Raw genomic sequence first — 26,889 nt, 5'->3', positions numbered from 1 at the left:
TTTCCTTGTTGGGTTAATAGTTAAAATCTTCTAATACAAGTTTTACATTAAAACGTTAAAGTCAAGGTCGCATCCCATGACGTGAAATGCCCAACTGTTGCGGCAGACGCTCATAAGCATCTCTTACCCATTCACATAACAGTGGTCTCGTATCTCTCGGGTCAATGATTTCTTCGACTCCAAATGCTTCAGCGGTTCGAAATGGTGAGCGGATTGATTCCATGCGATCAAGTAGTTCTTTTAACAGTGCATCTGGATCTTCACTTGCTTCGAGCTCTCGACGATAGGCAACCTGTACACCGCCTTCAACTGGTAGTGAGCCCCAATCTCCAGACGGCCACGCATACCGTTGATTTAATCCATGCCCGTTACTCATTCCTGCTCCGCCTACCCCAAACACGCGGCGCATAATAATTTCAATCATCGGCACCTTTGTTTGATAAACAGCGGAAATCGCTCGTACACCTTTACGAATCGTGCCTTTTTTCTCAGACGGAAGACCAATGACCATCCCTGGTTGATCCACAAGATTAACAATTGGAAGATGGAAGGTCTGGCAAAGGTCCACAAAGCGCTCCAGTTTTTCTGAACTCTCAGCGGTTAGTCCTCCTCCATTAATAAACGGATCAGGAGCAAGTACTCCGACTGGATGTCCATCCAAACGAGCAAAGCAAGTAACTGTGCCGCCACCGTAAAAGCGACCCATTTCAAAAATAGAATCCTTATCAAATAAAAGTGGCAGCAGTTCACGGATTTTATATGGAGCACGTCGATTTTTCGGAATAAAAGAAATCAATCGTTCTTCCCTGCGTTCGGACGAGTCATGCGCTTCCACTACGGGCGGAAGCTTCCAGACATTCGATGGAAGATACGATAAAAACGTCCGCATTTGTTCGAATGCATCTTCCTCTGATTTGGCTACATTATCGACAGCTCCACTCGAACGGTGGACTTGAATTCCACCCAATTCTTCCTTCGTTAAATCTTGTCCCATGCCGTATTTAACAACGGGTGGTCCGGCCACAAATAATTGCGAGTTTTCTTCAATCATGACAGAAAAGTGAGAAGCAGCCACTCGTGCAGCGCCTAAACCTGCGACCGACCCCATACACGCTGCTACAACAGGGACTCGTTCCATATTGGCGACAACGTAATCCCATGCTGGATTGACTGGAATATACGTATGTCCACTCGTATCAAACGTCTTCACACTTCCTCCACCACCGGTTCCATCGACGAGACGAATGATCGGCAATTGAAGGTCGTGCGCCATTCTCTCAGCATACACTTGCTTTCCAAAAATCGCCCCATCCGCAGCCCCTCCACGTACGGTAAAATCATCGCCGCCAACAACCACTTTGCGACCGTCTATTCGACCTGTACCTAAAATAAAGTTAGCAGGTGTAAAATCAATTAAGTTTCCTTCTTCATCATACTTTGCTTTTCCAGCAATTGTACCGGTTTCGTGAAACGTCCCCTCATCTAGCAACTTATCAATTCGCTCACGTACCGTTAATTTACCATACGACTTATATTTCTCTACTCGTTCCTTCCCTCCCATTTGGCGGGCTAATTCTTCTCTACGCCGAAGTTCTTGAATTTCTGCTTCCCAACTCACTACTTATCTCCTCCTTTTTAATAGCTGTTTATTTTTCTAGTAAAATAAAAGCTCAGATAAAAGATATTGAAGAACCTATGTATTGCTCTTCAAGAAACTACACTTAGTTCTGTCTGGTAAAGGGATGTGAATAGATAGTATAAATGGTGGTATGGTTACTATGATGGATTTTATGAGTAGATATGTTGTATTTAGAAGATTGGGTGCTGTGATTAAAGAAATTTAATGTGACAAGTAAACGATTACAACTCTACTATACATCAGAATATTCTGTATTTAAAGAAAAGTATATTCCTATTTTATAGTTGACATGCTACTCGAATCATTTTGCCCTCGACTGTTGTTTGTTAAACTCCTTTAAAATAAAACAGTTACCTATTTCACTCTAAGTATAGATGATGAGATTTTCATAGAGATCACACATACTCAGCTGATAAGTGCACAAGGCCACAAAGTAGAATCAGTTTCTTACTAAATCATAATGTGTTTCAGTTCTAAAAGTGCTTAAATCCTAATAGTTTATAAGAAGAAAACGACATAGCACACTGAGCAACACATCCCATATGAAATAGGTGATATCAAATGTATAATGTTTATTTTTTCAACAAAAGAGATCTATTACTATGTCAGCTGCTGCAACAGGTACCTACTGAAGGTCAAAATGTAACTATTAAAGGTCGGAAAAGTAAAGTGGACACTGTTCAAAACATCGATGAAAAGTATTATGTAGACGTTACGTTTGAAGTAAAAAAAAGCAAAGCGAACGCTGAGTCAGCCAAAAAGAAGAAATAATAAAAATTTAACACAAAAACTTGCACCCAGTTACGAAAAGAAGTTTATGCTAGGAACCGAGACTTTCTATCTGTACACGCCTATCACTTTCTCTCTTTAAGAGAAGGTGATTTTTTTATTTCATTGGAGCCAACCCGGTAGAAGCGTATTATGGAAAAAGTTTAGTGGCTCCAGAGGCCCTTATTTGTGTCGGTACTACTGTTTTCTACGATTTAGGGGACTCAAAAGCCCTTATTTCACATAAAAAGAGCCCATGACACTAGATTTATAGCTAATAAGGTCCTCTCAGTCCCCTAATAGCTGAAATAGAGTCAATTTTAAGGGAATAAGGGCCTCTCAGTCCACAAAAAGACCAAGATTCCAAATTTCGGTTAAGCGTAGCTCAGATCAGCAGGCATCGAAATTTCATAGATCAACGCAGCTTGGAACAAATCCCAGACTTAATAGCGTAACTCTAGTCCAAGTGTCTGAATTTTTTACAATTAGCGTAGCTCAGATCTAGCGACCGAATTCATAGGATTCAACGTAGCGCAACCTAATATTCATAACAAAATACAAAAAAGCAGAACCCATCTCCAACGAGTTCTGCTTCTACGCATACAAAAGATCCTACTATCTCACTAAGTACAAGCTCAACACAGGTAAGAATGTGATGATAAGGACACACACAATCATAACTAAGATAAAAGGAACTATTGCTTTTATGAGACTCTCAAACTTGGTTCCTGCTATATTCGAAGCGACGAAGAGGTTAATTCCCACCGGTGGCGTAATAAAGCCGATCGCTAAGTTTACAATCATAATAATTCCAAAATGGACCATATCGATCCCTAAGGCATGAGCGACTGGCGCTAGAATTGGAGTTAAAATGATAATCGCTGCAGCCGTCTCTAGGAAAATACCAACGACTAAAAGAAGTAGATTAATTAATAGTAACGTCACAATCCAGTTATCCGATAGCCCTAGCATAAACTCTGTAATTTGAGCTGGTATTTTTTCACGTGTTAAATACGATCCGAAAACCGAAGCCCCGACAATAATAAACATAATGACTGACGTAATTTGGATCGAAGCAGTAAAAATATGATACAAATCTTTTATCTTAATTTCTCGATAAATAATAAAACCAACAATGAAACCATAAACAACAGCAACGAGTGCTGCTTCAGTTGGTGTAAAAATCCCACCGTAAATACCGCCTAAAATGATAACAGGCATTAATAAAGCAAGCGAAGCATCTTTTAATGCAATTAAAAACTCTTTAAAGTTGTATTTTTCTCCCCCACCATATCCTTTGATAATCGAAATGACATAGACAAGAATAGTCAACGACACGACGATAAATAGTCCAGGAATAATACCTGCAATGAATAAGTCACTAATCGACGCACCTGCTGCTACACCAAAGAGGATAATCGGAACACTAGGAGGAATGACGATTCCAATCGTACCACCTGTTGCTTGTACGGCTGCTGAGAAATTTCGGTCATAGCCTTTTTTCACCATTGCTGGAATTAAAATTGAGCCAATTGCTGCTGTCGTTGCAGCCGCTGATCCAGATAGTGCGGCAAAGAAAGCACAAGCAATGATCGATACGACCGCAAGCCCCCCACGCATTCGTCCAAAGATGACGTTTGCAAGGTGGATCAGCCGTTTGGACATTCCACCGCTTTCCATCAGTTTCCCTGCTAGAATAAAAAACGGAATGGCTAAAAGCGGAAACGAGTCAACCGAACTAAACATTCGTTGCATAATGGAAAGTAAAGGAATGGAATCTTGAATAATAAAAATAATAGCAGCTGACATCGCTAACGCAATTGCGATGGGAACATTAATAATAAATAATAGAATTAATAATGCAAAAACTAACATTTCCATACCTATTCCTCTCCTTTCCTTAGCTCTTGCCACGTGACATCTAACAAGTTAATCGCAAGGAGGATTCCACTGATCGGAATGACCATGTAGACATAGCCCATCGGAATTCGCAAAACGGCCGATAATTGAGTCATTGAACGTCCTACGAGATTGAACCCTTGCTGTACCATTATAAAGAAGAACCCTAGACTAACGAGCGCTGCCAAAATGATGAAAAAACGACGTAACAGAAGTGGCGATTTGTCGACTAGAGCTGACATACCAATATGCGACTTGGTCGCCATCGCATGTGCCGCCCCTAAAAAAGTAACCCATACCAATGAATAACGTGAAAGCTCCTCTGTCCAAGCCAGCGGTTGGTTGATAACAAATCGAAAGAGCACTTGGCAAAATACAGCTACGATTAATACTATGAATATGGCAATAAGGAGATAATTTACGGTTAGGTTGATTGAATTAATTACTTTTCTCATTTGTCTCCCACCTTTTAAATAAGCATAAAAAGCCTGTTTATCAATGGCCCGGCATCGAAACGGATTCATTGGGGCTGGTGTTGTCTTACGAACATTCTATAAAAAAACGGGAAGAAAAAGACTTCCCGTTTTCTCACTACTAAACTATAAAACTTATTGTGCGTCTAAAATACGTTGAAGTAAGTCTTGGTTAGAGAAGTTTTCGTAGACGGATACGATTCCTTCACGGAAAGGTTCTACATCTACATCTTCAATAATTTCCATTCCTTGATCTTTTAAGTTTTGTAGAGATTCTTTTTCCATTTCGATAATTAAGTTACGTTGGAACTCCCCAGCTTTCTGTCCTTCTTCAACAACAATTGCTCGTAAATCTTCAGGAAGTTTATTGTACGTCTCTTGGCTTAATAAGAATAAAGCCGCTGAGTAGACATGCCCTGTTAATGTCATGTACTTTTGGTTTGCTTCGAATAAGTTGAATTGATCCGCAACGATTGCCGGATTTTCTTGTGCGTCAACTACTTTTTGTTGTAAAGCAGTTAATGCTTCTGTCCAAGCCATTGGAGACGGTTGTGCACCTAGAGCTTCAAAAGCTGCTCTGTGTACAGGATTTTCTTGCGTACGAATGCTCAATCCTTTTAGGTCAGCAGGCTCTGTAACCGGTCTTAACCCATTCGTCACATGACGGAAACCATTTTCACCCCAAGAAAGTGGAACAATTCCATACTGTTCAAAGCTTGCAAAAATCTCTTGTCCAATTTCACCTTCAAGAACCGCAACTGCAGCATCACGATCGTTGAATAAGAATGGTAAATCTAAAACTTCGAGTTCAGGTACAAAGTTCGATACAGGAGCTGTTGATGTAACAACTAAGTCAACCGTTCCTAGTGTAAGAGCTTCTGTTAACTCTCTTTCTGCACCAATTTGGCTGTTCGGGAACGTTTCAATTACAACTTGACCATTCGTTCGCTCTTCAATATTTTTTGCCATCTCTTGAAGACCTAACTCATAAGGATGATCCTCTGGTAAAGAATGTCCTGCTTGTAATACAAATGTCTCCCCTGTTGAAACTGTTGTTTCTTCACTCTCTCCTCCAGTTTCACCTTCTGTTGATGTCTGAGAACCTCCACAAGCTCCTAATAACATCGTTGTTGCTAATACAGCAGCTGTTAAAAAAGGCCACCTTTTCATACTGAATTCCCCCTAATGTCTTTGTTTTTATCTATTTTAATTTTGATGTTTAATAGACAACAAAATTAAAACCTAGAATGAATAACGTAAAGCTACGTTCTTTAGTTGGGTATAGTTTTGGATCGCTTCTAAACCTTTCTCTCGTCCAAACCCACTCTTTTTATGGCCACCAAATGGTTGAGCGACTCCTCCACCAGCACCGTAGTGGTTTATGAAGACTTGACCACATTCCAATTGGTTTGCCACACGATGAGCTCTTCCCACATCTTCGGTCCACACACCTGCAACCAGTCCATACGGAGTCCCATTCGCCATTTGGATGGCTTCTTCCTCGGTACGAAACGTGCTTACAGTTAATACAGGACCAAAGATTTCTTCTTGTGCTAACAGATGCTCAGCTGGTACATCATCCAATATGGTCGGTTGTAAAAAGTAACCCTCTTCGCAACCATCGACTGTCACCCAGTTGCCTCCAGTCGCGACTGGAATACCATCGTCTTTCGCTAATGTTAAAAATCTTTCAATATGTTCAAATTGCTTTTTCGAAAGGACAGGGCCAAGGTCAGGATTGTCTATTCCTGCACCGATTGTAAGTTTTTCCATTGCTTCAGCAAGCTGTGTCACAAACGAATCTTTGATGGTCTCCTGTATGACCAGACGAGAGCCAGCTGAACACGTTTGTCCTGAATTTTGAACAATGGAACGAAGAACCCAATCAAGCGTATTTTCAATGTTGCAATCGTCAAATACGATATTCGGCGATTTTCCACCAAGCTCAAGTGTCACAGGAACAATATTTTGAGCCGCACTTTCCATGACTCTTTTTCCTGTTTCAACCGAACCTGTAAACGTAATGTGATTGATGTCTGGGTGCCCTGACAGTGCAGCACCGGCTTCATGACCGTATCCCGTCACGACATTTAAAATTCCTTTAGGAAATCCTAATGGTTCAAGCAGTTCAACCAGCTTAAGTATGCTTAAAGGAGTGTCTTCGGCAGGCTTTAATACTGCCGCATTACCTGTTGCCAATGAAACAGCAATACTTCTTGCCCCAATTTGCAATGGATAATTCCATGGGATGACATGGCCTACGATTCCGATCGGATCTCGAACAGTATAATTAATAATTCCTGCTTGAACCGGGATGGTTTCTCCCATGATCTTATCAGCAATACCTGCATAAAAATCAAAATAACGAGCGGCCACTTCGACATCGACTTCGGATTGTTTTAACGGTTTTCCGACATCCAATGTTTCGATTTCTGCTAGCTCCTCTTTATTTTCACGGATGATCTCCGCTGCTTTAAAAAGAAGTCTGCCTCTCTTCTGGGGTTCTAACGCTCTCCACTCTTTTGAACGGAAGGCTTCTTTCGCTGCATTTACAGCCCGGTTCACGTCGTCTTGATTTCCTCTTGGAACGACCGCAATCACTTCGCCATTCGCGGGATTTTTTACTTCAATAAGCTTTGATGGATCTGGGATGGCCCATTCGCCGTTGATATAACACCCTTGGACTTTCGTTGCTGAGTTACTCATCGTTAAATCCCCCTTCCACCATCGACATTTAAGACAGCGCCTGTTACGATCGCAGATTCCTTTGAACTGAGATAAACTAAGGAGTTGGCGATATCAATCGGTTGAATTAACTTTCCTAATGGAACACTCTTTTTGAAAATCGTTTCCTTCGTTGTTTCGATATCCATATCTTTCGATGAAAATTGTCCTAACATTTGCGTATCAGCTGGTCCCGGATTCACCACATTGACGCGAATGCCATACTCCGCCAATTCAATTGCTAGCGCCTGTGATAATGAAACGGTGGCACCTTTTGAAGCGATGTACGCATTTAAGCCAGGACGTGGTCGTACCGCTGAAATGGAAGCCACGTTCACAATCACTCCATCGTTTTGCTTTTTTAAAAAAGGTGCAACTTCACGACAGGTGAGAAAAACAGCTGTTGTATTTACGTCCATAATTTTTTTCCACTCATCTAAGCTCACTTCTTCAATTGCCGTAGCGGATTGGGCCACCCCAGCTATATTTAAAAGCCCAGTAATTTTCCCGAACACTTGATAAGTTTCAGAAAAGACTCTCTTCACATCTTCTTCATTTGTCAGATCAGCAGAAATCGGAAGCAACCGGTCATTTTTTAAGGAGTGGTCAATATTTAAATCAACAGCAGCGACATAAGCGCCTTCCTCTAAAAAACGTTTGACCGTCTCCTTACCCATTCCACCTTGGGCACCGGTAACTACAAACACTTCATCTCGTAATCTCATGAATGATTAACCTGCCTTTCTTGAATCTCCTTTTTAATCGATTCACAAATTGCAGTTCCCATTTCACTTGTTGTTGACGTCCCCCCGAGGTCTGGCGTACGGACTTGATTGTCTAGTAATACCTGCTCAATCGAATGAACAATCACATCTGCCAGGTCCGCTCTTCCTAAATGTTCAAGCATCAAAGCAGCTGACCAGATTTGCGCGATCGGATTGGCAATTCCTTGACCCGCAATGTCAGGTGCTGAGCCATGCACCGGCTCAAACATGGAAGGAAAGTCTCGTTCAGGATTTAAGTTAGCTGATGGTGAAAGACCTAGTCCCCCTACGACCGCAGATCCTAAATCACTTAAAATATCACCGAATAAATTCGAAGCTACGACAACATCAAAATCATGTGGTCTCGATACAAAATAAGCAACAAGGGCATCAATGAAATAGTGATCCGTATGAAGCGAAGGGTAGTTTCTACTTACTTCTTTGACGACTTCATCCCACAGCACCATCGAATGAAGGATTGCATTCGATTTGGTTGCACTTGTCACTGATTGTTTACCGTGCTTTTTCGCATATTCAAACGCAAATTCAGCCACTTTTTTCGTACCAGCCCTCGTGATGATCGTATTTTGAACGGCTATTTCTTGATCTAATCCGGTATACAGTCTTCCGCCACTATTGGAGTATTCACCTTCTGCATTTTCCCGAATGATAACAAAATCAATATCTTTTTCGTTTGCTAACGGCGAAGGAACCCCTTTCAATAGTTTTACAGGACGGAAATTGATATATTGTTGCAGTTGTTTGCGAATCGGCATGATCAGTTGCCAAATCGTCACTTCATCTGGAACACGTGCATCTCCAATTGCTCCAAATAAAATCGCATCATACTGCTTTAATATTTCTAGGCCATCCTCTGGCATAATCCTGCCGTTTTCAAGGTAATAATCACTATTCCAATCAAACGTTTTAAAATCGATATGTAATGACGGATCTAATTCTTTCAATAGTTCTAACACTTTCATAGCTTCACGGACAACTTCGGGACCAATTCCATCTCCAGGTAAAACCGCAATCTTATGTAGGGTGGTCATTTTCTATCTACCTCTTCTCTTCGTAATCTATAAAACTAGCACATATCGCTAGGCTATGACTCACAAGATAGTAGGAAAACATGAGATGACTTGTTAAAAAATCTAACAATCAAAGGAGCGCTTTCAATACGGTCTAAGTTCAAATCACTTCTCTTCTAGCATTAAAGAAAATACTCGTTCCGGTAATTCAAAATGTGAATACATGATACTGGACGCTTCTTTCGCCTTTCCATCTCGAATATGCTCATATATACGTTCATGCTCCCCAAATACTCGTTCAACGACATCCGGTATACTAAAAAATTTATGTACTTGCTTTCGATAGCTTTCAATCATAAGGGTAATCACTCTCTGCATGACTGGGTTTTTGGAAGCTTTAGCTACGGCAATATGAAACTCTAAATCCCATTTCGCAAACACTTCCATCTGATCGAAGTTTTCTCTCATCCCATTAATCGCTTTTTCGATCTCTAGCAAATCTTCATCAGTTCTTCGTAGTGCTGCTAAGTAGCTCGTTTCCTTCTCAATGAGTTGTCGCGCTTCGATGATAGATCTCAAATTTTGAACATCATGGAAAATCAACGATGAAAAGTCAGAAGAAGTAGACGACCTTCCCTCTTTATTGAGATAAGTGCCTTTTCCTTGATGAAAACTTACCATTCCAATCGCAGATAATTTCGAAAGCGCTTCTCGTAAAACAATTAAACTCACTTGATAATACTCAGCTAAGTCTTTTTGTGAAGGTAATTTTTTACTACTCTCATACTTACCTTCTTCAACATCCTGGATAAATGCAGAAACAACATCATCAACTAAAGAAGTACGTCTTACTTTCAAGTTTTCACCTTCTCTAAGTCTTCATAAGACCTGTTAACTTAAGAGTATTATATATAGGCAATTCGAAATAGTCAATCAATTATAATTTGTCGAAATTGTGTAAAATGAAGAAATCTTATTTACAATTTTGAATTGTCTTGTGATAACATTTATAGAAAAATAGTTAGTATGCTACTTCAAGGGGGAATTAGATATGGATCACATCACTGCATTAGTCGAACTACTTTCTGAAGATCGTGTATCAACAAATGAAACGACTCTACGCAATCACGGAAAAGACGAATCTCACCATACCGAAGCCTTACCTCATGTCGTCGTCTTCCCTAAAAGTACAGAAGAAGTTAGTGGGATTAACAAGATTGCAAGTCAATATGAAGTACCAGTCATCCCATTTGGCCTTGGGTCTAGTTTAGAAGGCCATGTGATTCCTTACCAAGGTGGGATTACCGTTGATTTCTCGTTAATGAATCAAATTATTGAAATTCGAGAAAATGACTTTCTCGTCAAAGTCCAGCCTGGCATCACTCGAACCCAGTTAAACAAAGCCTTAAAACAATACGGATTGTTCTTCCCTGTTGACCCAGGAGCGGACGCCACCATTGGAGGAATGATCGCCACAAATGCGAGTGGAACGACCTCAGTTCGATATGGTGTGATGAGTGATCAAGTTCGAAATCTAGAAGTTGTTCTAGCAGACGGTACCATTATTCAAACGGGTAGTTTAGCTGTAAAATCTAGTTCAGGCTATCATCTGAATTCTCTCTTCGTAGGTTCTGAGGGGACGCTCGGTCTGTTTACAGAAATAACTTTACAAGTATACGGAATTCCAGAGTTCACAACGGCTGCAAGAGCCGTTTTCCCTACTGTTTCTCAAGCGGTTGATGCTGTCGTCAAGATCCTCCAGGCCGGAATCCCAATCGCACGTTGCGAACTGGTGGACAGTTATTCTATGAAACAAGTAAATCATCACAGTAAAACGAATTATCTTGAGTCTCCTACCCTCTTCGTAGAATTTCACGGGAACGAAGCGGGTCTCGCACAAGATGTAGAGTTTACACAGGAAATTGTCTATGATTTAGGCTGCCAAGAAATCATTTTCGAAAACGACTCAAAAGCCGCGTATCAATTATGGGAAGCGCGACATAATCTAGCTTATGCTTTTATTCACGGCGCTTCAGGTAAGAAGTTATTAGTAACCGATGTTTGCCTTCCGATATCCGAGCTAGCTGGAGCAATAAATAATGCTAGAAAAACATTGGAAGAGCTCGCTCTTGTAGGTGGCATCGTCGGTCACGTCGGCGACGGCAACTTCCATGTCCTCTTAATGGTCGATAAAAACGATCCAAATGAAATGAAACTTACCGAGAAATTTACCGAGCACCTTGTAAAATATGCTATCTCTCGCGGTGGAACGTGCACGGGTGAGCACGGTGTTGGAGTGGGCAAAAAGAAATACCAACGTTTGGAGCATGGTGCGGCTTACGACGTCATGATTACGATTAAAAAGGCATTAGATCCAAAATGCATTTTAAACCCAGACAAGATCATTGATAAATACTAAAAAATATTTTACTAACATAACTTTTGGTAAGGATTTTTGTTTTCTTCAACTAAAAATTAGAAACGAAAAGAAACTCTGCCACACCTGACAGAGTTTCTTTTTTATTTTCCATCCACAACTTCTTTTAGTATTTCATAGGATCGCTTTTGTTTATCAGGGTCAAAGATATAGGACACAGCCATGATCTCATCCACGTTATATTTGTTTTGGAAGTTTGTTAATTGGTCTTTAATGGATGCTTTACTACCTATCAAAGTCACTCTCGACATGGCATTCGCCATATCTTTTTCAGGCTGGCTCCAAATGGAATCCATGCTATCAACAGGAGGACGCAATGGCTGCCTTGTACCACGTACAACATTTAAGAAAAATTGTTGCATCGTTGTTAGCTCCTTTTTCGCCTCTTCATCACTTTCATCCGCAATGACATTTAAGCAAACAATCATATTCGGGGAACTTAAGTATTCTGATGGCTGGAATCGCTGACGATAAATGGCGATGGCTTCGTCCATATATTGAGGTGCAAAATGAGCAGCAAAAACATACGGCAAACCTAATTTAGCTGCTAAATAAGCTGAATCTGTGGAAGAGCCAAGAATATAAATCGGTATATTCGTATCAACACCAGGATATGCTCTGACAAAACCTTGATCCACTTCTGGCCCGAAATACGTCAACAAAGACTTTACATCGTCAGGAAATGAATGAACCGCATCATGCTTGGATCGTCTGAGTGCACTAGCCGTATGCATATCAGTACCAGGCGCCCTTCCCAAACCTAAATCTAACCTGTCCGGGTAAATCGTCGCCATTGTTCCAAATTGTTCGGCTACGACTAGCGGTGAATGATTCGGCAGCATAATGCCACCGGAACCTACACGAATATGTTCTGTATTCTCTAATGTATGTTTAATTAAAATCGAAGTGGCAGAACTGACTAAAGTAGGCGTATTATGATGTTCTGCAATCCAATACCGTGTATATCCCATTTTCTCTGTTGCTTGTGCCAAGTCAACCATAGCATCAATGGCTTCCTTAGGTCCTTGTCCTAAGCGAATCGGTGCTAGATTTAAAACAGACACAGGAATTTGTATATTAGACATTTACATTTTCCCCTCTTGAGTAATTTCATACCTTATTATACTAACAAGGAAAGTACTCAATACAAAGCAATTTGCTCGGAAAACAATTCTGAATAGGTAACCCTAATAAGAAATCACCTTCTCTAGTAATAGGAGAAGGTGATTTCTTATCAAATATATAAGCTATAAACTAGCCTTCTACTTTCTGCTGCTCTTGTTCTTGGAGTTTTCGCCACAGGATCTTGCCGCTTCCTGAGACGGGAAGTGCAGCGAGAAATTGAATGATTTTTGGTACCTTATAAGCTGCCATATGCTCCTTGGCCCAAGCGATGATCTCTTCGGCAGTTGTATCTTTTCCATTATCATTTAGTACGATAAACGCTTTGACCGTCTCACCTCGTCTAGCGTCCGGTACCCCGATGACACAAGCATTTTGAACAGATGGATGTTTATACAAAGACATTTCAACTTCTGCTGGCCATACTTTAAAACCAGACGCATTAATCATTCGTTTCACTCGGTCGACTAAGAAGAAATAGCCTTCTTCATCATAGCGAGCGATATCGCCTGTTCTAAAAAATTCCTTACCATCAAACGTAACAAAAGCACCGTTCGTCTCCTCTGGTCGGTTCCAGTATCCTTTGAACACCTGTTCTCCCGTTACGATGATTTCTCCTTCTTCGTGCGGACCTAGTTCTCTTAACGTTACCGGATCTACGACTCTAGCATCAACATCAAACTGCGGTACCCCTAGACACTGCAACTTCGCTCGATCTACTGGGTTTTGGTGAATTTGCGCCATCGTTTCTGTCAGTCCATATCCCTCGACATAGCGAAGACCGGTCAATTCAAACAGCTTCTGTCCAACAGCCTCAGGAAGAGGAGCACCACCTCCGCCAATCATTCGAAGCGACTCGATCGCTTCTTTCTTTAAATTAGGGTTGCCTAAGAAATCAACAACCATCGTCGAAATGTTCGTCCACCTCGTGACCTGATACCGTTCCATTAAGGTTAACGCAACCTCACGATCCCAGCGTGTCATCATAACCGTCGTTCCTCCTAAATAGATCGGACCGTTCATGTTATGTTGCATTCCTGTCACATGGAAAAGTGGCAACGTGGACAAACTCGTATCCGCTGGTGTTGCACCGCCCCAAACCGCCCCTCCTACAAGAGTAGCTTGCAAGGTTTTATGGGTATGCATGCAGCCTTTTGGTTTTCCTGTCGTACCTGATGTATAAGGCAAGCAACATAAATCATCGCTTTTCGCCTCACTTGGACTAGGCTTGTGACCCGCTAATAAAGCTTCTTTCCAGTCAGTAATCGCTGAAGAAATAAAAAGTTCTTTCGGCGCCGCGACGACAGGAGGGACCGCATAATCCAACTCTTGCTGAGCATATTCTGAATAAGCAGCGACTACAATATGTTGAAGTGGAGTGACACCAAGACACGGCTCAATTTCCGGCATTAACTCTTGGCCAGCAATCGCCACTTTTGCGTCACAATCGGTTAAATAAAAGGCAACTTCATCTTTTACATTCATTGGATTAATCGGAACAACGACAGCATCTACACGTAAAATTGCATAAAAGGCAATGATATACTGCGGTGAATTTTGCATATACAGTAACACTCGGTCACCTTTGGACACATTCAGTTCCTGCTGTAAATAACCTGCCATTTGTTCGACTTCTCTGTGAAGTTGATGATAGGTGATTTCTGTTCCGTAAAAAACAATCGCTGTTTTATTAGGGTAACGTTTTGTGGTCGTTTCTAAGTTGTCATAAATTGTGGACTCAGGGATCGGTAAAGATTTCGGTAAATGCGTTGGCCAAAATTCAAAATGCCGTGTAAACATTAAAAAGTCACCACCCAATCAATAAATAATAGCTCTCTCAAAGGAAAATTGTGTAACCGCTTACAAGATACATAGTCTAATAATATCAGAATATTCATATAAATAAAAATTAATTTTCAGGAAAGGGACTCTATCTTCCCCAAACTCTTTTACTAGTATATTTTTTTAATATACTCTGCTGTGCAAAAGATACACCGACATCAAATGTTTTTCTCACCATTTAATATCTTTTAAAAGGATTAATCGTTTACCATGTGAAATTAAGAAATGAGAGTTTTGGCATGACTAGAAAGGAAAAGTTTAATGATTAATATAGTACCTATAAAAGTAGTCAATCAAAAGAGTATATTCTGATACAAAAATCAATTTTGAATTCACATCCTGCCTACAATCAAGTCGTTATGGCAAAGGAATTTTTATCGGAAAAAGATATCATCATAGATAATGAGGAGAACGCTTCTCCAATAAGAAAAACGTAAGCGGCTGCTTAGCGACAAACGGACTGGCTCGCACCGTATGAAATAAAGGAATAGAGCTTTATTATTTCCCGTACCCTGTTTAAAACGAAAGTCACGGTCACCATAGAGCTCGATCAGTACCCGTACCCTGTTTAAAACGAAGGGCACGGGAACCATAGAGCCCGATTAGTACCCGTACCTTGTTTAAAACGAAGGACACGGTCACCATAGAGCTCGATTAGTACCCGTACCCTGATTAAAACGAAGGTCATGGTCACCATAGAGCTCGATTAGTACCCGTACCCTTTATAAAACGAAGCACACGGTCACCATAGAGCTCGATTAGTACCCGTACCCCTGATAAAACGAAGCACACGGTCACCATTCGCCCCGATTAGTACCCGTACCCTTTATAAAACGAAGCACACGGTCACCATAGAGCTTCAAATTTTTAATTTTAAAAAACCTTCTTCCACAATTATTGTAGAAGAAGGTTTTTCCGTACAGTTTTGGGACGTTATAACAACTTACCGCTTAAAATCTAGATCCCTATCATATTATAATAATTCAATACGAGCAGTACGCTCATGGCCAAAAATAAAACGGTCGTATAATATAGCCTTTTAAACACCGGACCTGATCTAGACAACCAAGCGAAAATAAGCGCAAAGCCTTGGATGAGGACTAATATTAGAGTAATCAATGGAATATAGAGTGCCAATTGAACCGCGATAGGAAGTTCAAGAAACACAGCGGCAATCCCATCCATCTGCAGGAGCCCCGTAACTAGTACAACTAAAAAGAGTAAAAAACTCAAACAAATCAACATGTTTAGTTTACCTGCATCTTTATACCAGCTCTGTCTCGTTTCTGTCGACAGTCTTTTTTTACTCCTTTTCACCCATTTCTTAATAAGCATCACAATTAGGATTAAACCTGTAATGACGGATAACAGAACAAATAGACCGAATAGGATACCGTGCAACAATGCATTTTGATACCAGCTCCCTTTTTCATACACGAAGCTGTCTGGATAAAACAAATGAGTGATCTGCCCTTTTCCATCTTCTTCAAAAGCCAGATACTGTTCGGTTTCAGGGTTCATAAATACAAGCGGTTTTACTTGGAGAAATGTACTTTCCTGTCCTAAATTCTTAACAATCAAAGAATGATCAGTGGCCTGACTTACTTTGATTGGAGGTGCCATCGCTAGTGTAATTTTTGACGCTTCTTCATGACTGTAGCGGTTTGTATAATAGCTGCCCTCGTATCGTTTGAGATTTTCTTCCACAGGTTGTGCGGCAGGTTCCATTGCTGCAACGGATTGACTCATCGGATAAAAATGGTTAATAAAATCAGACGGAAAATAATAGCTTAGTAGTCCTCCTGCAAACCCGTTATTAGACGTAAATATCCCAATATTTCGCTCCTTATCAATCATCAACATACTATTCGTTCCACCTGTGTTACCCCCATGTTCCAAAAAGCGATGGGAGTTCTGCAGTCGTTCAAAAAAACCATACCCAAAACCTTGTACATTCGGATGTTGAGAAAATTGTCGTTCATGCATAAGCTTTGCTGTACTTTCGTTTATGATTGTCGTTCCATTCCATGTGCCTTCATTTAGATGAAGAAGCATAAATTTGGCCATATCTTCAGCTGTAGCTACGAACGATCCTGCAGGAGGATAGTGGTAATCATATAATGGTTCTTCTTGAAGATTTTCTCCCCTTGGAAAGTACTCACGAGCTAGCTGATCCTCAACAGCTGCGTTCATCGCCACATAAGTATCGTTCATATTGAGCGGTTTTAAAATATGTTCTTCAATGTATTCTTCATAAGACAAGCCAGAAACTTCTTCGATTATTAACCCTAATAATCCCATTCCGTAATTACTGTATTGGATATACTGACCTGGTTCTCGTATCATCTGTGGTTGGTTTTCTTTTAAATAGTCTCGTAATGGTTGTCGGTCACTATAATGCTCAACAGCCATTCCGAAAATTTTTTCATCAAACCCTGGTGTATGTGTTAAAAGGTGCTTTACTCGGATTGGTTGAAAATGTTGCGTATCAATTTGAAAATTAGTTAAGTAATCATTAACATCCGCCTCTAGATCGACCAATCCCTGTTCGACTAATTGCATAATCGCCGTTGCTGTAAACAACTTCGATACCGATCCAATTCGAAAGAACGATTGACTCGGATCGACTTTAAGCTCCTTTTCGAGATTCGCATAGCCGAAACCTTGTTCATAAAGGATCTCATTATCTTTCACAACTAGGATAACTGCTCCCGGAATCTGGTACTCTTCCATATTTTCTTCAAACATTTGCTCAACAAACGCTTGCACATTTTCTTTAGTGATCTCGATGCCTTTATCTGGCGTCGCTGTTGCATTAATTTGCAGTGGTAGAACTAGAAGCAAAATACATAACGTGAATACAATTCGTATCTTCAATTTAACCCCTCCCTTGTTATGACCATTCTAACTTTCTTATTCTATATACTATTGAACCGTTACTTTTATCATATATTTTTTTGGTATATTTAGGTATGTCAAATTTCGTACAATAGTTAATTTACTTTAAGTCAAATTAATTTCAGTTTAATTTAAAGATTTCCGCTACAAATAAAAAAGCAGACATTTAGTCTGCCATTAACAATCACTTATTAGTAAAAAAAAGCTCTCTTTGCTTTAAGTACATTAATGTAAAGTATGTCCCTCGATATTAAAGAAACATTCTAGAATTGAATCAAAGACTAAAGCGTCTGTACTGATTTTTGTTTTTTATCTACGTTTCTTACCCAACCAATCCATAGCCTAGTTAACAATGATTTGATAGTAAGGCTGATAAAAGAATGATACCATCTCCAGCCCCTCTTAAAATTGATTAAACCTGTATTTCGTTCTGCCCAAATTTCAATCAAAATCATTGGGATTGTGAAATAAAATAGTTTTAAAAATATAACAATAGGTTTATCTTTTCGTGTTAGCTGATTATAAGCAATAGTTATAATTGGATATAATAAAAAATCAAACAATATATTGGTTTTAAACATATTGGGAAGTAGTCGGACTGGATACTTCACTGTTTTGTTAGTGACAACGACCTTATCAATAATTCCATTAGTTACCGCATTCCAGAGATAAACAAGCAACCAGTCTTTTATAGGTGGCTTCCTCAATAATAATGGTAACAAGATGAACCCTAAAACAAGTAAGCTTCTTAAAAGAAACCTTTCTTTCTTATTTTTTATCATTCACAGGGACCCTCCTTTACAAATTAGGGTGTTCAGTTTAGGTGTCTGATATTATGGCAATACCTCATAAAATATATTAAAAGTAGACAAATTTTGATGCTAGATTATGATTAAATTTCTCCCTCTACTTTAGCAACACCTATGGCTAGATGTTCCCATAGCACTTCTTCTACTTTCTCAACAAGTTCAACTGGACAATGGATTACTAAGACGATTTCGGATTGCTTTCCTTTTACTTCTCTTTTCCGCTTATGAACGACTTTATAAATGATATAATCGATCATAAAACCAAGTATAAATCCACTTGCTGCACCTATTATCCCCCAATAGATCGGACCCCACTCCAATATGAACCCAACACTTGCTCCGATAACAGAAAATGCTGTTCCAATCGCTGCACCCTTATCGAACAGACTAATTCCATCTGCTCTATGAAGTGTATCAAAAAGTCTTCTTTCTTCCACCCGATTAATTAATGGGACCGCTAGTATGTTCTCTTTCTTTATTCCTACTTTCTCTAAAGCAGAAATGGCTAACTCCAGATACGTTGAATGCTCAAAAGTCGAAAAAATTTGCAAGGTTCCACACCTCATGCCTTTTTAGGAAATCTCACACGATATTGTTGATATTGACTCTGTAAAAATTTTCTTTGTTCACTTTCGAATAGTTTGTTGTTTTCTACTGTATTAACGTAAGAATCATAAACAGCAAACCCAACATGCGATGGTAGAAATAAAAACCACTGTGGATCCATAGCTTGTGTTGCTTGTCCAATTTCTCCTAAGAAAAGATAGTGAACAGCGACGAGAATGTTCGAAAAATACACGAAAATAATCATGAAGACCATAGTAAAAACGGCTGTTAGAACACGGTGGATATATAATTGTCCCAATCCAGGAGTAAAGAGTGACCATAATACTGCCATCAATGGTCTTCTTTTATCTAAATAATTAATTTCTAGAGCACCTATGTTGTATGAATTAAAACCAGCATTTTCTCTTTCCGCTAGTATGAAGACTTTGTTCATATCGACGGATGTTCGATAACTATCCCATATCGCAAAGATATATACAGGAAGATACAAAAGTAACCATCTAGGTTCAAGTACCGCTTTTGCCATTTCAATATTGCCAGTAAAGGAATACATAATCGCATGATTTAAGTTAGACATATTATTAACGAGGATTTCCCATAAAAAAAGGGAGTAACCTCTAAGGTATTTTGATAATAAAAGGTGACCAAAACCAGGAAATGCGGCTGACCACCATGCAATGATATATGGATTCCTTAGATGTAGCTGCGTTGTTCCAATTGAACTTACGTAGGCCTTAAATCTGCGTTCTTGGTTTGTCGGGTTAAAGTTATTCATAGCTCACCCTCATTTGTTCTGTGTTAGGAGTATATTTCCCTAGATATGGTTATGATATGTATTCGAGCTGTGTCAACCTTTCATCAGTTGCAAGAGCGGGTCTTTGTCCATCCTCAAAAATCACGTAAAAAAACCAACTATTTATAAGGAATAGTTGGTTGGTAAATTATTTATTTTTTAAACACATGTTGCCCAATTCGAGCTGTCGTTTGTTTGGTTTGGAGCCAGCTGGTCCTAACAATGTTGTCATTATAAAAATACAACGCATCATTCGTTTCATTAGTTCCTCTCAAAGCTACCTCAACCGCTTTCTCGGCCTTCTTTGTAGCTTCTTTATGAATGGAACCATTTGTTACAGGACAGAACTGGTTCTCTTGGTACACGACCTCTTCTAATTTGTCTGGGAAGTGCTCGCTTTCCATTCGATTTAAAACGACTTCAGCGACTGCAACTTTCCCTTCGAACGGTTCGCTTTTTGCTTCTGCAGTGACAAGTCGTTCTAAAAGGTCTTGCTCTTCTTCAGTGAGGGAAATTCGTACAGCTAGTCCATTCAATTCTTCTATATCTTTTTCAGTCTTATAAACGAGACGTTCCTCGTGTAACTGTGGTAATTGTTCCTCATATAACTTTGGCAAATGTTCTTCCGGAACTTCTGCTCCCGTTAATAATAACAATGTAGTAATAATATTAACCATTTGTAAAACCTCCTTATGGTCAAATGATCGATCTAATAAAAAAGAAAAGCAAATCAAGCTTTTCTAAACGTCAAAAATTTAATTCATATACCACCATAACAAATATGGAATAGTCTTTAAACCTGTAATGTCTTCCATGGTTATGGAGGAAAGAACTGCCATGAGTTGATCTGGAGAGAAAAAAACTATTCAACAAAAGGAGAATTATAGATTAGGGGACTGAGAGGCCCTTATTTAGAGGGTAATCCACTGATTGAGAAGTTAAGCGGACTGAGAGGCCTTTATTTGCTCAAATGCATGTGGTTTTAAGTGAAAAATTAAGAAATAAGGGCCCTGGAGTCCGCTAAAGTACCGAAACTACTAAACTTAATGAAAATAAGGGCCTGTGAGTGCGGTAAAATGAGCTACAGTCACAAATTAAGTAAAAAGGCCGTGCGCTCACAGCAATGATTCTTATCTGATGATTTTCAATAAAAAAAGCCTCTCCTCTAAAGGTAGAGACAGACGATCATATATAAGGGACAGGCGGATCTGCCGCTGTCCTACTTAGAAAACTTATTGTAGATTTTTTTAGCATACTGTTTGAACGACTTGGTTTCTTTTGTCTGACGTTCCTCTAATAAATCGTCTAACTTTGCACCTTTTGTTTGTTCCTCAATTTCTTTTTCAACTTCTAAAGGATCAAATCCGGCATTCCGCAACATTTGATAAGCCATCTTCGTTTCCTGGGGCATTCCTGGCAGAACATCTTTAAAAACGATCGGTTTCCCCATACCCTGCAAATTATCAAGTTCCCCATTTTTAATAGCAGCCTTAATTTTATCCTCAGCTACAATCCAAATTGCATCCACCATGGACACCCCTTTCGTTTATTACATTTAATATATAACTAGTTCAATAAAAGCATATAAATGCGTTCGTACTAATAACGACATATCTAATATTATATAATCTAGGGCAGCAAAAAATCGATACTAAAAAAATGTAAATTAGCATGTGCCCTAAAAGTAAATTCACTATTTGAGAAGTGTACAGTTTTAAAAGTCAAGATAATACCTTCGCGATAACCCCTGGTACTTACAGCCTTTTTTCCATTAAAGCGGGTAATAAAAAAGAAAAGAAATATTTACATAAACTCCACAAACGAACGAGCGTTCTTAACCTATAATAAGAACATATATTCCTATGTGAGGTGAAATGGATGAAAACAGAAAGGTATGATCATGATCGTTGGTTTAAAGAACTGATTACTACGTTTTTTGAAGAGTTTATACTAGCTTTCTTTCCTGATGTATATGAATATCTTGACTTTCATCACAATACTTTCCTACAACAAGAGGTGTTTACAGATATCCTTAAAGGAAGAAAAGGAACTGTCGACATCGTGGCTGAAACCAAACTAAAAGGACAAGACGCATTAATAATTGTTCATATCGAACCACAATCCTATTATGATAGTCATTTTAACGACCGCATGTTTTTCTATTATAGTCGCCTATACGAAACTTACCGCCGTCCAATCATACCTATTGCCATATTTAGTTACGATCAACCGAGACGCGAAGTGGATCACTTTTTTATTCATTTCCCTTTTAAAAAAGTACTTTCATTTAATTACCTTACTGTTCAATTAAAAATAAAAATAGGCGTGAGTTTATTCATCAACCAAATCCTGTAGCCCTTGCGTTATTAGGGAAAATGGGCTACGATCAAAGTGAAAAAGTAATGATAAAACTTCATTTTTTTACGGATGCTGCTTAAGCTTGAACTTGATCCGGCGCGACAACAATTAGTTGCAGGGATTTTTGAAAACTATTTTAAATTATCGACGGACGAAGAGAATGAACTTAGAGGACAACTTACACACATTCCAAAAAATGAGGTGAGTCACATTATGGAACTAATGACTTCATGGGAACGAAAAGGCATGGAAAAAGGACTTGAACAAGGAATTGAGAAAGGAAAAATGGAGGGAAAGATTGAGGGGAAAATGGAAGGAAAAGCTGAAGTCAAGAATGATATTGCTCGACGAATGCTCAAGAAGGGTTTCTCTCTAAAAGAAGTTAGTGAGATCACCGGGTTATCTGAAAGTGAATTAATGAAATTAAAGATTTAATCTATTTATGTGCCTATTTCTAGTCACTTTTAGTACTGGGAACAGGCACTTTTTTCTCCGTTCCCGCGAGTGAGTATTCATTGAACTTGCATCGTAAACAATTTAACTTTCACAACAGACCAGACCTTCAATTATGCTTATAAATAATATTAATTCTCAAATTTTGCAGATTCCTCTCATCATTCTCCCCTCTAACTAACTATATTTCCACAACTCTTCCTATCCAACTGGTGAAGAAAATACCGAAATAATACCTATAACTATTAAGAGCAATTGAATACACGCACCAACAATACTTCATATCATTCAAGCTGTAGCAATGCCTCTTCCCGTTTCATTTGTTTTCTTGATTTGATTTTTTGGCAACGACTGAAAAACAATACCGATCATTCCTAATACCATCCCTACTGTTGGTAATAAAATGGACAAAATATGGTGAACACTGCCATCATATTTCTTTTAGCCTTTTTTGTCATTGGTTCCCTCTAGAAAAAAATTTACAACCCAACCCTGAAACTAAGAACTCAATTTTTTTACTGCCTGAAAAATGACCCAGCCTTGATGTTCGTGAAATAAGTTTTCTGTCGCTTCAGATGGATCCACCCAATGTAGAAAATGATCTTCTTCAATTGGCTTTTGAATTCGCTCACCGATATTACAGAAGTAAAAATTACCTTCACTTAAGTAATATTTGAATTCTATATTGGAATAAAGTAACGCCATTCACTTTTATGGAAGTTCAGCTGATATAAAGGTGATCAGTAAATGCTGAAATCCAATTTCAAGGTGTACCGATGGAATAATACTAATATACAAAGGGAAAAAATTCTCCGTTCTTTTCCTATAAAGTATTCATTCGAGATTCTCTTTGAAGAGTCTATTGGAAACTCTCCAGGGTCGTTGTTATCGACTGCACAAACTACTATGACGGTTTGTTGTTCATAACATGACGTATTCGCCTACCTTTATAAAACGTTCAAACGTTCGCTGCTGCGAATAGCGCTTATTTTGGTGTGTTACTGTTTTTACTTGATGATATTCTACATATAGCTGATGGTTACCTGACCGTTGCCAATACCTACGCCAGCTGTATTAACTTGGTTAGTTCCATTATTTTGGGAACCACCACCACCGCCGCCTCCAATAAAATTATCAGTGCCACCAGCGCCGCCACCGCTAAATCCGCCGCCTCCACCGCCTTCAGCAAATCCAGCGCCGCCTCCACCTCCGAAGCCGCCATTAGTTCCAGTAGTAAATCCGGCACCACCAGCGCCCCCGTTAAATATCGATTGTCCCCCAGCTCCTAAGCTGCTTCCACCATCCCCTAGAGGACTTGGTAAAATTCCTGCACCACCGCCAGCGGAGAAAAAACTGCTGTTACCACCTCTACCATTTGTTCCACCTGTGCCCCCAGGATTTCCGCTCGTGCCACTGCTTGTAAGAGATGCATCAACTCCACTTGCATCCGGTACATTACTAGCTCCTCCTCCTCCTCCTGCTGCAACAAGAAGGTTTAAAGGAGTAACAGGTTCAGTTCCCCGCCAAACAAAGCTACCCCCTCCTCCTCCTGCATTAAACAATCCAGGAAAATTTGAGCCAGTTTGTCCCTGTTGGCCAACTAATATACTCAAAGTTTCACCAGGTGTAACTGGGAAATCACCTTGGATAGATGCCCCAAGTCCATTATCTGAAGTTCCTATTCCTCCCGCAGCTCCAATCGCCTGGATTGTTGCCGTAGTTACACCTTCTGGAACAGTAGTTGTAACGATCATTCCTGTAAAGTTAAATGTTTGTTGTTGTCCTGGAGGTGGTAATTCTGGTAATTTAGTAAATGCTTTTACAAATTTACAATCAATCACCGTCGTAAAGTTATTTCTATTTTTTCCTTTAATGCAATTATTTTTTACACGGTCTAATATAATAATTTTACTTCCTTTTTTAAAGAAAAGCTGAACAATGGTGCCTTTCTTTAGCTTTTTTAATTGTTTGCAAATACATGAAGAACAACCTTTTTTCCCTTTTCCCATATTTTCTAACTCCTATCTCTATAAGACTTTCTACTATGCTATTCAAACTTTATAGTCATGTATAGTTAAACTCTCCAATACCTAAATCTTTTTAAATGTTGTGCAACGGTGATGACTTCTCTAGAGACGGTCATTAGTTGGTCTAATTGGTAAGAATCAAAATACTCTGCATCAGATCTTTGTTGGTAATTTCCTTCACCTCCCCATTATGTTGATTCATTGATATACTTCTTCATATGGTGTCATGATGCGGTCCTCCTTAGTTCGAGTTTGTGCAGTGTTTATAAAAAAGAAACCGCTCCTTTGTGTACGAATGAAGCGGGTTCATATAAGGTTTAAAATAATAAAGGTTGTTTTTTCTGTTTCGGTTCTGTAATAACCAGTAAAAAATAGCGATTGAGCTCTTTTTAGAAGAAGGGTAAGCCTGGTCGAAATAAACCGATTTCATAATAATGCAGCGTACGATTAGATACTTCTGTCTTTTCTAAAAAATCGCCAATGGAAAACTTATTTATTATTCTCATCCATCAACATCCCCCGATAAAAAATATAAGTTCATTATAGATCCTCACGTAACTGGGGGTTCAAGAGGACTTTTAAAATTACCTCAAATATTATACTTCCTGTTAGACTTTCCGGCTTGAGTTGTTTATACAAAAAAGCATCCCTTATTTTGCAGAATGATGCTTCATCATTGGAATACCCTATCCCTAAGATAATTGGAATAATAAAGAAGATGCCTCCTAATCAAATATAGGAATCATCTTCTAGTTGCTTAATCTTTTTTACTTTCCTTAACTTAGAACTAATGATAGTCATTAAAAAGTGGAATTACTGCCTAAATTAATTAGTTCATATTCAAGCTGGATATCGCGTGGGTCGCTTTCATAAAGCTGTTTATTCACTTCTTTTGCTTCGACGCAGCCAAGAGAGCGATAAAAGGCAATGGTTTCTTGTGAAGAAGCTACACACATATAAAGTTTATCGGCTCCCCATCCCTTTGCTTTTTCTGTACACTTTTGAAATAACTGTTTTCCAATTCCGTAGTTACGAAGTGATCTTGAAACGAACATTTAATCTAGCAATACATACTTTGCGTTAAAGGATCCTGCCTTGTTTAGTATTAAAAGAATAGCATCCTTTACGAAAGGAATGCGTCCTTTAAAAAATAGAGTGTATTAACAAAATAAATTAGGTTATATCTTCTCTGCCTTTATACTTATAGTTAATGGGATTTTACCTTCAAGTTCCGGGTAGTAGTTTAGTCCATTCTCATCTATTGTACTTCCACCCATTCCAGGAACACATCGATCATATTCTCTTATATACGAGACATATAAATTTCCACTTAAAAGTCCGTTAACAATTGTGCTCAATTGATGACCCCAGAAGAAGTTCTTTGCTTCTTTCACATCTGAGGCATAACCTCCAATAGACGTTTCGATATCAGCTGTCATTTTAAAATAAGGATATTTAGGAATTAAGTTTCCTTCGGTTAATGCCATCTCATCAAAGATCATCATAAAAGGATGAGAATCATGCATATAGAAGAAACCTTCTTTTTTTAGAAAGTGTCCAACGACTTTCCCCCACTGATTTAGATCTGGCAGCCAGCCAAGGACTCCATCCGTTGTCATGACGATATCGTATTCGCCCGTATGTACGTCCATTAATTTTAAAACATCAGATTCTACAAATTGAACATTGGTTAACCCAAAATCTTCTGCTAACTTTCTTGCGTAGTGTATATTCTCAGGAACTAAATCCACACCTGTAACTAAAGCGCCTTTTCTTGCTAAAAGAATCGAATCCGCTCCAGTATTACATTGAAGATGAAGGATTTTTTTACCTGTAACGTCGCCAAGCTCTTCTTCAACCATCGGATTTAGTTTAAAATCATCTTGAGCTAACTGGACTTTAAAATGAACATAATGATCGAATGCGATTTTTCCCCATGCGATCTTATTCGCCTCTATTTTATTTTCTTCCATATCAATTTCCCCCTCGTTGCCTAGTGCTTCAACTCGTAGTTTATTAGTAATAAATTTGAATACCTTATATAACCTTATACTAAAGACTACACTTAAACTAACATAATAAACCAATAGTGCTGATTTCTTCACAAGTCGCTTAATAACTTACAAAAAAGCACTCCTTCTAAACGAAGAAATGCTCCCTTAAGTTGAATAAAAACAATACACTCAAATAAATTTTTATTTACAATATTTCTATAAACTAACTCTTAGCACGAACGGAATAATATAATTTAGATAGCATAAGAACTAACTCTATTAAAACAATGA

The 26,889-nt window shown here is 39.0% G+C and carries 23 protein-coding genes and 1 pseudogene; 3 read left to right on the top strand and 21 right to left on the bottom strand.

Annotated features, from left to right (window positions below; all coding sequences use genetic code 11):
• Window positions 1–61: 61 nt before the first annotated feature.
• Window positions 62–1,618, bottom strand: a complete 1,557-nt coding sequence (locus tag AC2VNP_RS22070) for an acyl-CoA carboxylase subunit beta (RefSeq protein WP_486919541.1) — start codon at window positions 1,616–1,618, stop codon at window positions 62–64.
• A gap of 582 nt (window positions 1,619–2,200) precedes the next feature.
• On the opposite strand from AC2VNP_RS22070, the gene AC2VNP_RS22065 reads away from it, so the two are divergent.
• On the top strand, window positions 2,201–2,410 hold the full coding sequence (locus AC2VNP_RS22065) for a hypothetical protein (RefSeq protein WP_486919540.1): 210 nt from the start codon (window positions 2,201–2,203) through the stop codon (window positions 2,408–2,410).
• Window positions 2,411–3,022: 612 nt separating this feature from the next.
• On the opposite strand, the gene AC2VNP_RS22060 is transcribed toward AC2VNP_RS22065, so the two are convergent.
• The 7 genes from AC2VNP_RS22060 to AC2VNP_RS22030 form a co-directional block, all read right to left on the bottom strand.
• The gene (locus AC2VNP_RS22060; RefSeq protein ID WP_486919538.1) at window positions 3,023–4,288 is read right to left on the bottom strand and encodes a TRAP transporter large permease; all 1,266 of its coding nucleotides are present in this window, start codon (window positions 4,286–4,288) and stop codon (window positions 3,023–3,025) included.
• A gap of 2 nt (window positions 4,289–4,290) precedes the next feature.
• Window positions 4,291–4,761 carry a TRAP transporter small permease gene (locus tag AC2VNP_RS22055; protein WP_486919536.1) on the bottom strand — a complete coding sequence of 157 codons (471 nt, stop codon included), beginning with the start codon at window positions 4,759–4,761 and terminating at the stop codon, window positions 4,291–4,293.
• 153 nt (window positions 4,762–4,914) lie between these two features.
• The gene (locus AC2VNP_RS22050) at window positions 4,915–5,949 is read right to left on the bottom strand and encodes a TRAP transporter substrate-binding protein (RefSeq protein WP_486919535.1); all 1,035 of its coding nucleotides are present in this window, start codon (window positions 5,947–5,949) and stop codon (window positions 4,915–4,917) included.
• A 72-nt stretch (window positions 5,950–6,021) separates the two neighbouring features.
• Entirely contained in the window at window positions 6,022–7,485 is a 1,464-nt protein-coding gene (locus tag AC2VNP_RS22045) for an aldehyde dehydrogenase family protein (RefSeq protein ID WP_486919533.1), read from the bottom strand.
• Window positions 7,486–7,487: 2 nt separating this feature from the next.
• Complete coding sequence (locus AC2VNP_RS22040; protein ID WP_486919532.1) at window positions 7,488–8,228, bottom strand: SDR family NAD(P)-dependent oxidoreductase; 741 nt, start codon at window positions 8,226–8,228, stop codon at window positions 7,488–7,490.
• Entirely contained in the window at window positions 8,225–9,319 is a 1,095-nt protein-coding gene (locus tag AC2VNP_RS22035) for a tartrate dehydrogenase (protein ID WP_486919531.1), read from the bottom strand. Before AC2VNP_RS22035 ends, AC2VNP_RS22040 begins: the two co-directional genes overlap by 4 nt.
• Before the next feature lie 144 nt (window positions 9,320–9,463).
• Window positions 9,464–10,156, bottom strand: coding sequence for a FadR/GntR family transcriptional regulator (locus AC2VNP_RS22030; RefSeq protein ID WP_486919530.1), 693 nt, complete (start codon window positions 10,154–10,156; stop codon window positions 9,464–9,466).
• A 193-nt stretch (window positions 10,157–10,349) separates the two neighbouring features.
• Between AC2VNP_RS22030 and AC2VNP_RS22025 the strand changes: the two genes are divergently transcribed.
• Window positions 10,350–11,717, top strand: coding sequence for an FAD-binding oxidoreductase (locus AC2VNP_RS22025; protein WP_486919529.1), 1,368 nt, complete (start codon window positions 10,350–10,352; stop codon window positions 11,715–11,717).
• Window positions 11,718–11,818: 101 nt separating this feature from the next.
• Here the strand turns inward: AC2VNP_RS22025 and AC2VNP_RS22020 are convergent, their stop codons facing one another.
• From AC2VNP_RS22020 to AC2VNP_RS21985, 8 genes are all read right to left on the bottom strand, one after another.
• On the bottom strand, window positions 11,819–12,820 hold the full coding sequence (locus tag AC2VNP_RS22020) for an LLM class flavin-dependent oxidoreductase (protein WP_486919528.1): 1,002 nt from the start codon (window positions 12,818–12,820) through the stop codon (window positions 11,819–11,821).
• Window positions 12,821–12,989: 169 nt separating this feature from the next.
• Entirely contained in the window at window positions 12,990–14,657 is a 1,668-nt protein-coding gene (locus AC2VNP_RS22015) for a long-chain fatty acid--CoA ligase (RefSeq protein ID WP_486919526.1), read from the bottom strand.
• 999 nt (window positions 14,658–15,656) lie between these two features.
• Window positions 15,657–17,576, bottom strand: coding sequence for a serine hydrolase domain-containing protein (locus AC2VNP_RS22010; protein ID WP_486919525.1), 1,920 nt, complete (start codon window positions 17,574–17,576; stop codon window positions 15,657–15,659).
• A 302-nt stretch (window positions 17,577–17,878) separates the two neighbouring features.
• On the bottom strand, window positions 17,879–18,379 hold the full coding sequence (locus tag AC2VNP_RS22005; RefSeq protein ID WP_486919524.1) for a CBO0543 family protein: 501 nt from the start codon (window positions 18,377–18,379) through the stop codon (window positions 17,879–17,881).
• A 110-nt stretch (window positions 18,380–18,489) separates the two neighbouring features.
• Window positions 18,490–18,957, bottom strand: a complete 468-nt coding sequence (locus AC2VNP_RS22000) for a hypothetical protein (protein ID WP_486919523.1) — start codon at window positions 18,955–18,957, stop codon at window positions 18,490–18,492.
• 11 nt (window positions 18,958–18,968) lie between these two features.
• Window positions 18,969–19,748 (bottom strand): hypothetical protein, encoded by a 780-nt coding sequence (locus AC2VNP_RS21995; RefSeq protein WP_486919522.1) that lies wholly within the window; start codon window positions 19,746–19,748, stop codon window positions 18,969–18,971.
• 170 nt (window positions 19,749–19,918) lie between these two features.
• The gene (locus AC2VNP_RS21990) at window positions 19,919–20,443 is read right to left on the bottom strand and encodes a cell wall hydrolase (RefSeq protein ID WP_486919520.1); all 525 of its coding nucleotides are present in this window, start codon (window positions 20,441–20,443) and stop codon (window positions 19,919–19,921) included.
• Window positions 20,444–20,985: 542 nt separating this feature from the next.
• Window positions 20,986–21,297, bottom strand: a complete 312-nt coding sequence (locus AC2VNP_RS21985) for a DnaJ family domain-containing protein (protein ID WP_486919518.1) — start codon at window positions 21,295–21,297, stop codon at window positions 20,986–20,988.
• A gap of 347 nt (window positions 21,298–21,644) precedes the next feature.
• Here AC2VNP_RS21985 and AC2VNP_RS21980 point away from each other — a divergent pair.
• Window positions 21,645–22,559, top strand: a pseudogene (locus tag AC2VNP_RS21980) (Rpn family recombination-promoting nuclease/putative transposase).
• 306 nt (window positions 22,560–22,865) lie between these two features.
• Here the strand turns inward: AC2VNP_RS21980 and AC2VNP_RS21975 are convergent.
• The 5 genes from AC2VNP_RS21975 to AC2VNP_RS21955 form a co-directional block, all read right to left on the bottom strand.
• Window positions 22,866–22,988, bottom strand: coding sequence for a DUF4190 domain-containing protein (locus AC2VNP_RS21975; protein ID WP_486919517.1), 123 nt, complete (start codon window positions 22,986–22,988; stop codon window positions 22,866–22,868).
• 87 nt (window positions 22,989–23,075) lie between these two features.
• The gene (locus tag AC2VNP_RS21970; RefSeq protein WP_486919515.1) at window positions 23,076–23,282 is read right to left on the bottom strand and encodes an NUDIX hydrolase; all 207 of its coding nucleotides are present in this window, start codon (window positions 23,280–23,282) and stop codon (window positions 23,076–23,078) included.
• Between the two features lie 317 nt (window positions 23,283–23,599).
• Entirely contained in the window at window positions 23,600–24,586 is a 987-nt protein-coding gene (locus tag AC2VNP_RS21965; protein WP_486919514.1) for a hypothetical protein, read from the bottom strand.
• Window positions 24,587–25,404: 818 nt separating this feature from the next.
• On the bottom strand, window positions 25,405–25,659 hold the full coding sequence (locus AC2VNP_RS21960; protein WP_486919513.1) for a GNAT family N-acetyltransferase: 255 nt from the start codon (window positions 25,657–25,659) through the stop codon (window positions 25,405–25,407).
• 123 nt (window positions 25,660–25,782) lie between these two features.
• Window positions 25,783–26,577, bottom strand: coding sequence for a class I SAM-dependent methyltransferase (locus AC2VNP_RS21955; RefSeq protein WP_486919511.1), 795 nt, complete (start codon window positions 26,575–26,577; stop codon window positions 25,783–25,785).
• Window positions 26,578–26,889: the final 312 nt, after the last annotated feature.

The sequence above is a fragment of the Alkalihalobacterium sp. TH-98 genome (genome assembly GCF_057473385.1).
This window is presented reverse-complemented; position numbering and strand designations above follow the sequence as displayed.

What these genes read in the sequence shown, in the direction of transcription:
- AC2VNP_RS22065 (WP_486919540.1), top strand. Translation starts at nt 2,201, where the DNA reads ATGTATAATGTTTATTTTTTCAACAAAAGAGATCTATTACTATGTCAG.
- AC2VNP_RS22060 (WP_486919538.1), bottom strand. Translation starts at nt 4,288, where the DNA reads ATGGAAATGTTAGTTTTTGCATTATTAATTCTATTATTTATTATTAAT.
- AC2VNP_RS22055 (WP_486919536.1), bottom strand. Translation starts at nt 4,761, where the DNA reads ATGAGAAAAGTAATTAATTCAATCAACCTAACCGTAAATTATCTCCTT.
- AC2VNP_RS22050 (WP_486919535.1), bottom strand. Translation starts at nt 5,949, where the DNA reads ATGAAAAGGTGGCCTTTTTTAACAGCTGCTGTATTAGCAACAACGATG.
- AC2VNP_RS22045 (WP_486919533.1), bottom strand. Translation starts at nt 7,485, where the DNA reads ATGAGTAACTCAGCAACGAAAGTCCAAGGGTGTTATATCAACGGCGAA.
- AC2VNP_RS22040 (WP_486919532.1), bottom strand. Translation starts at nt 8,228, where the DNA reads ATGAGATTACGAGATGAAGTGTTTGTAGTTACCGGTGCCCAAGGTGGA.
- AC2VNP_RS22035 (WP_486919531.1), bottom strand. Translation starts at nt 9,319, where the DNA reads ATGACCACCCTACATAAGATTGCGGTTTTACCTGGAGATGGAATTGGT.
- AC2VNP_RS22025 (WP_486919529.1), top strand. Translation starts at nt 10,350, where the DNA reads ATGGATCACATCACTGCATTAGTCGAACTACTTTCTGAAGATCGTGTA.
- AC2VNP_RS22020 (WP_486919528.1), bottom strand. Translation starts at nt 12,820, where the DNA reads ATGTCTAATATACAAATTCCTGTGTCTGTTTTAAATCTAGCACCGATT.
- AC2VNP_RS22015 (WP_486919526.1), bottom strand. Translation starts at nt 14,657, where the DNA reads ATGTTTACACGGCATTTTGAATTTTGGCCAACGCATTTACCGAAATCT.
- AC2VNP_RS22005 (WP_486919524.1), bottom strand. Translation starts at nt 18,379, where the DNA reads ATGATAAAAAATAAGAAAGAAAGGTTTCTTTTAAGAAGCTTACTTGTT.
- AC2VNP_RS21995 (WP_486919522.1), bottom strand. Translation starts at nt 19,748, where the DNA reads ATGAATAACTTTAACCCGACAAACCAAGAACGCAGATTTAAGGCCTAC.
- AC2VNP_RS21990 (WP_486919520.1), bottom strand. Translation starts at nt 20,443, where the DNA reads ATGGTTAATATTATTACTACATTGTTATTATTAACGGGAGCAGAAGTT.
- AC2VNP_RS21985 (WP_486919518.1), bottom strand. Translation starts at nt 21,297, where the DNA reads ATGGTGGATGCAATTTGGATTGTAGCTGAGGATAAAATTAAGGCTGCT.
- AC2VNP_RS21970 (WP_486919515.1), bottom strand. Translation starts at nt 23,282, where the DNA reads ATGGCGTTACTTTATTCCAATATAGAATTCAAATATTACTTAAGTGAA.
- AC2VNP_RS21965 (WP_486919514.1), bottom strand. Translation starts at nt 24,586, where the DNA reads ATGGGAAAAGGGAAAAAAGGTTGTTCTTCATGTATTTGCAAACAATTA.
- AC2VNP_RS21960 (WP_486919513.1), bottom strand. Translation starts at nt 25,659, where the DNA reads ATGTTCGTTTCAAGATCACTTCGTAACTACGGAATTGGAAAACAGTTA.
- AC2VNP_RS21955 (WP_486919511.1), bottom strand. Translation starts at nt 26,577, where the DNA reads ATGGAAGAAAATAAAATAGAGGCGAATAAGATCGCATGGGGAAAAATC.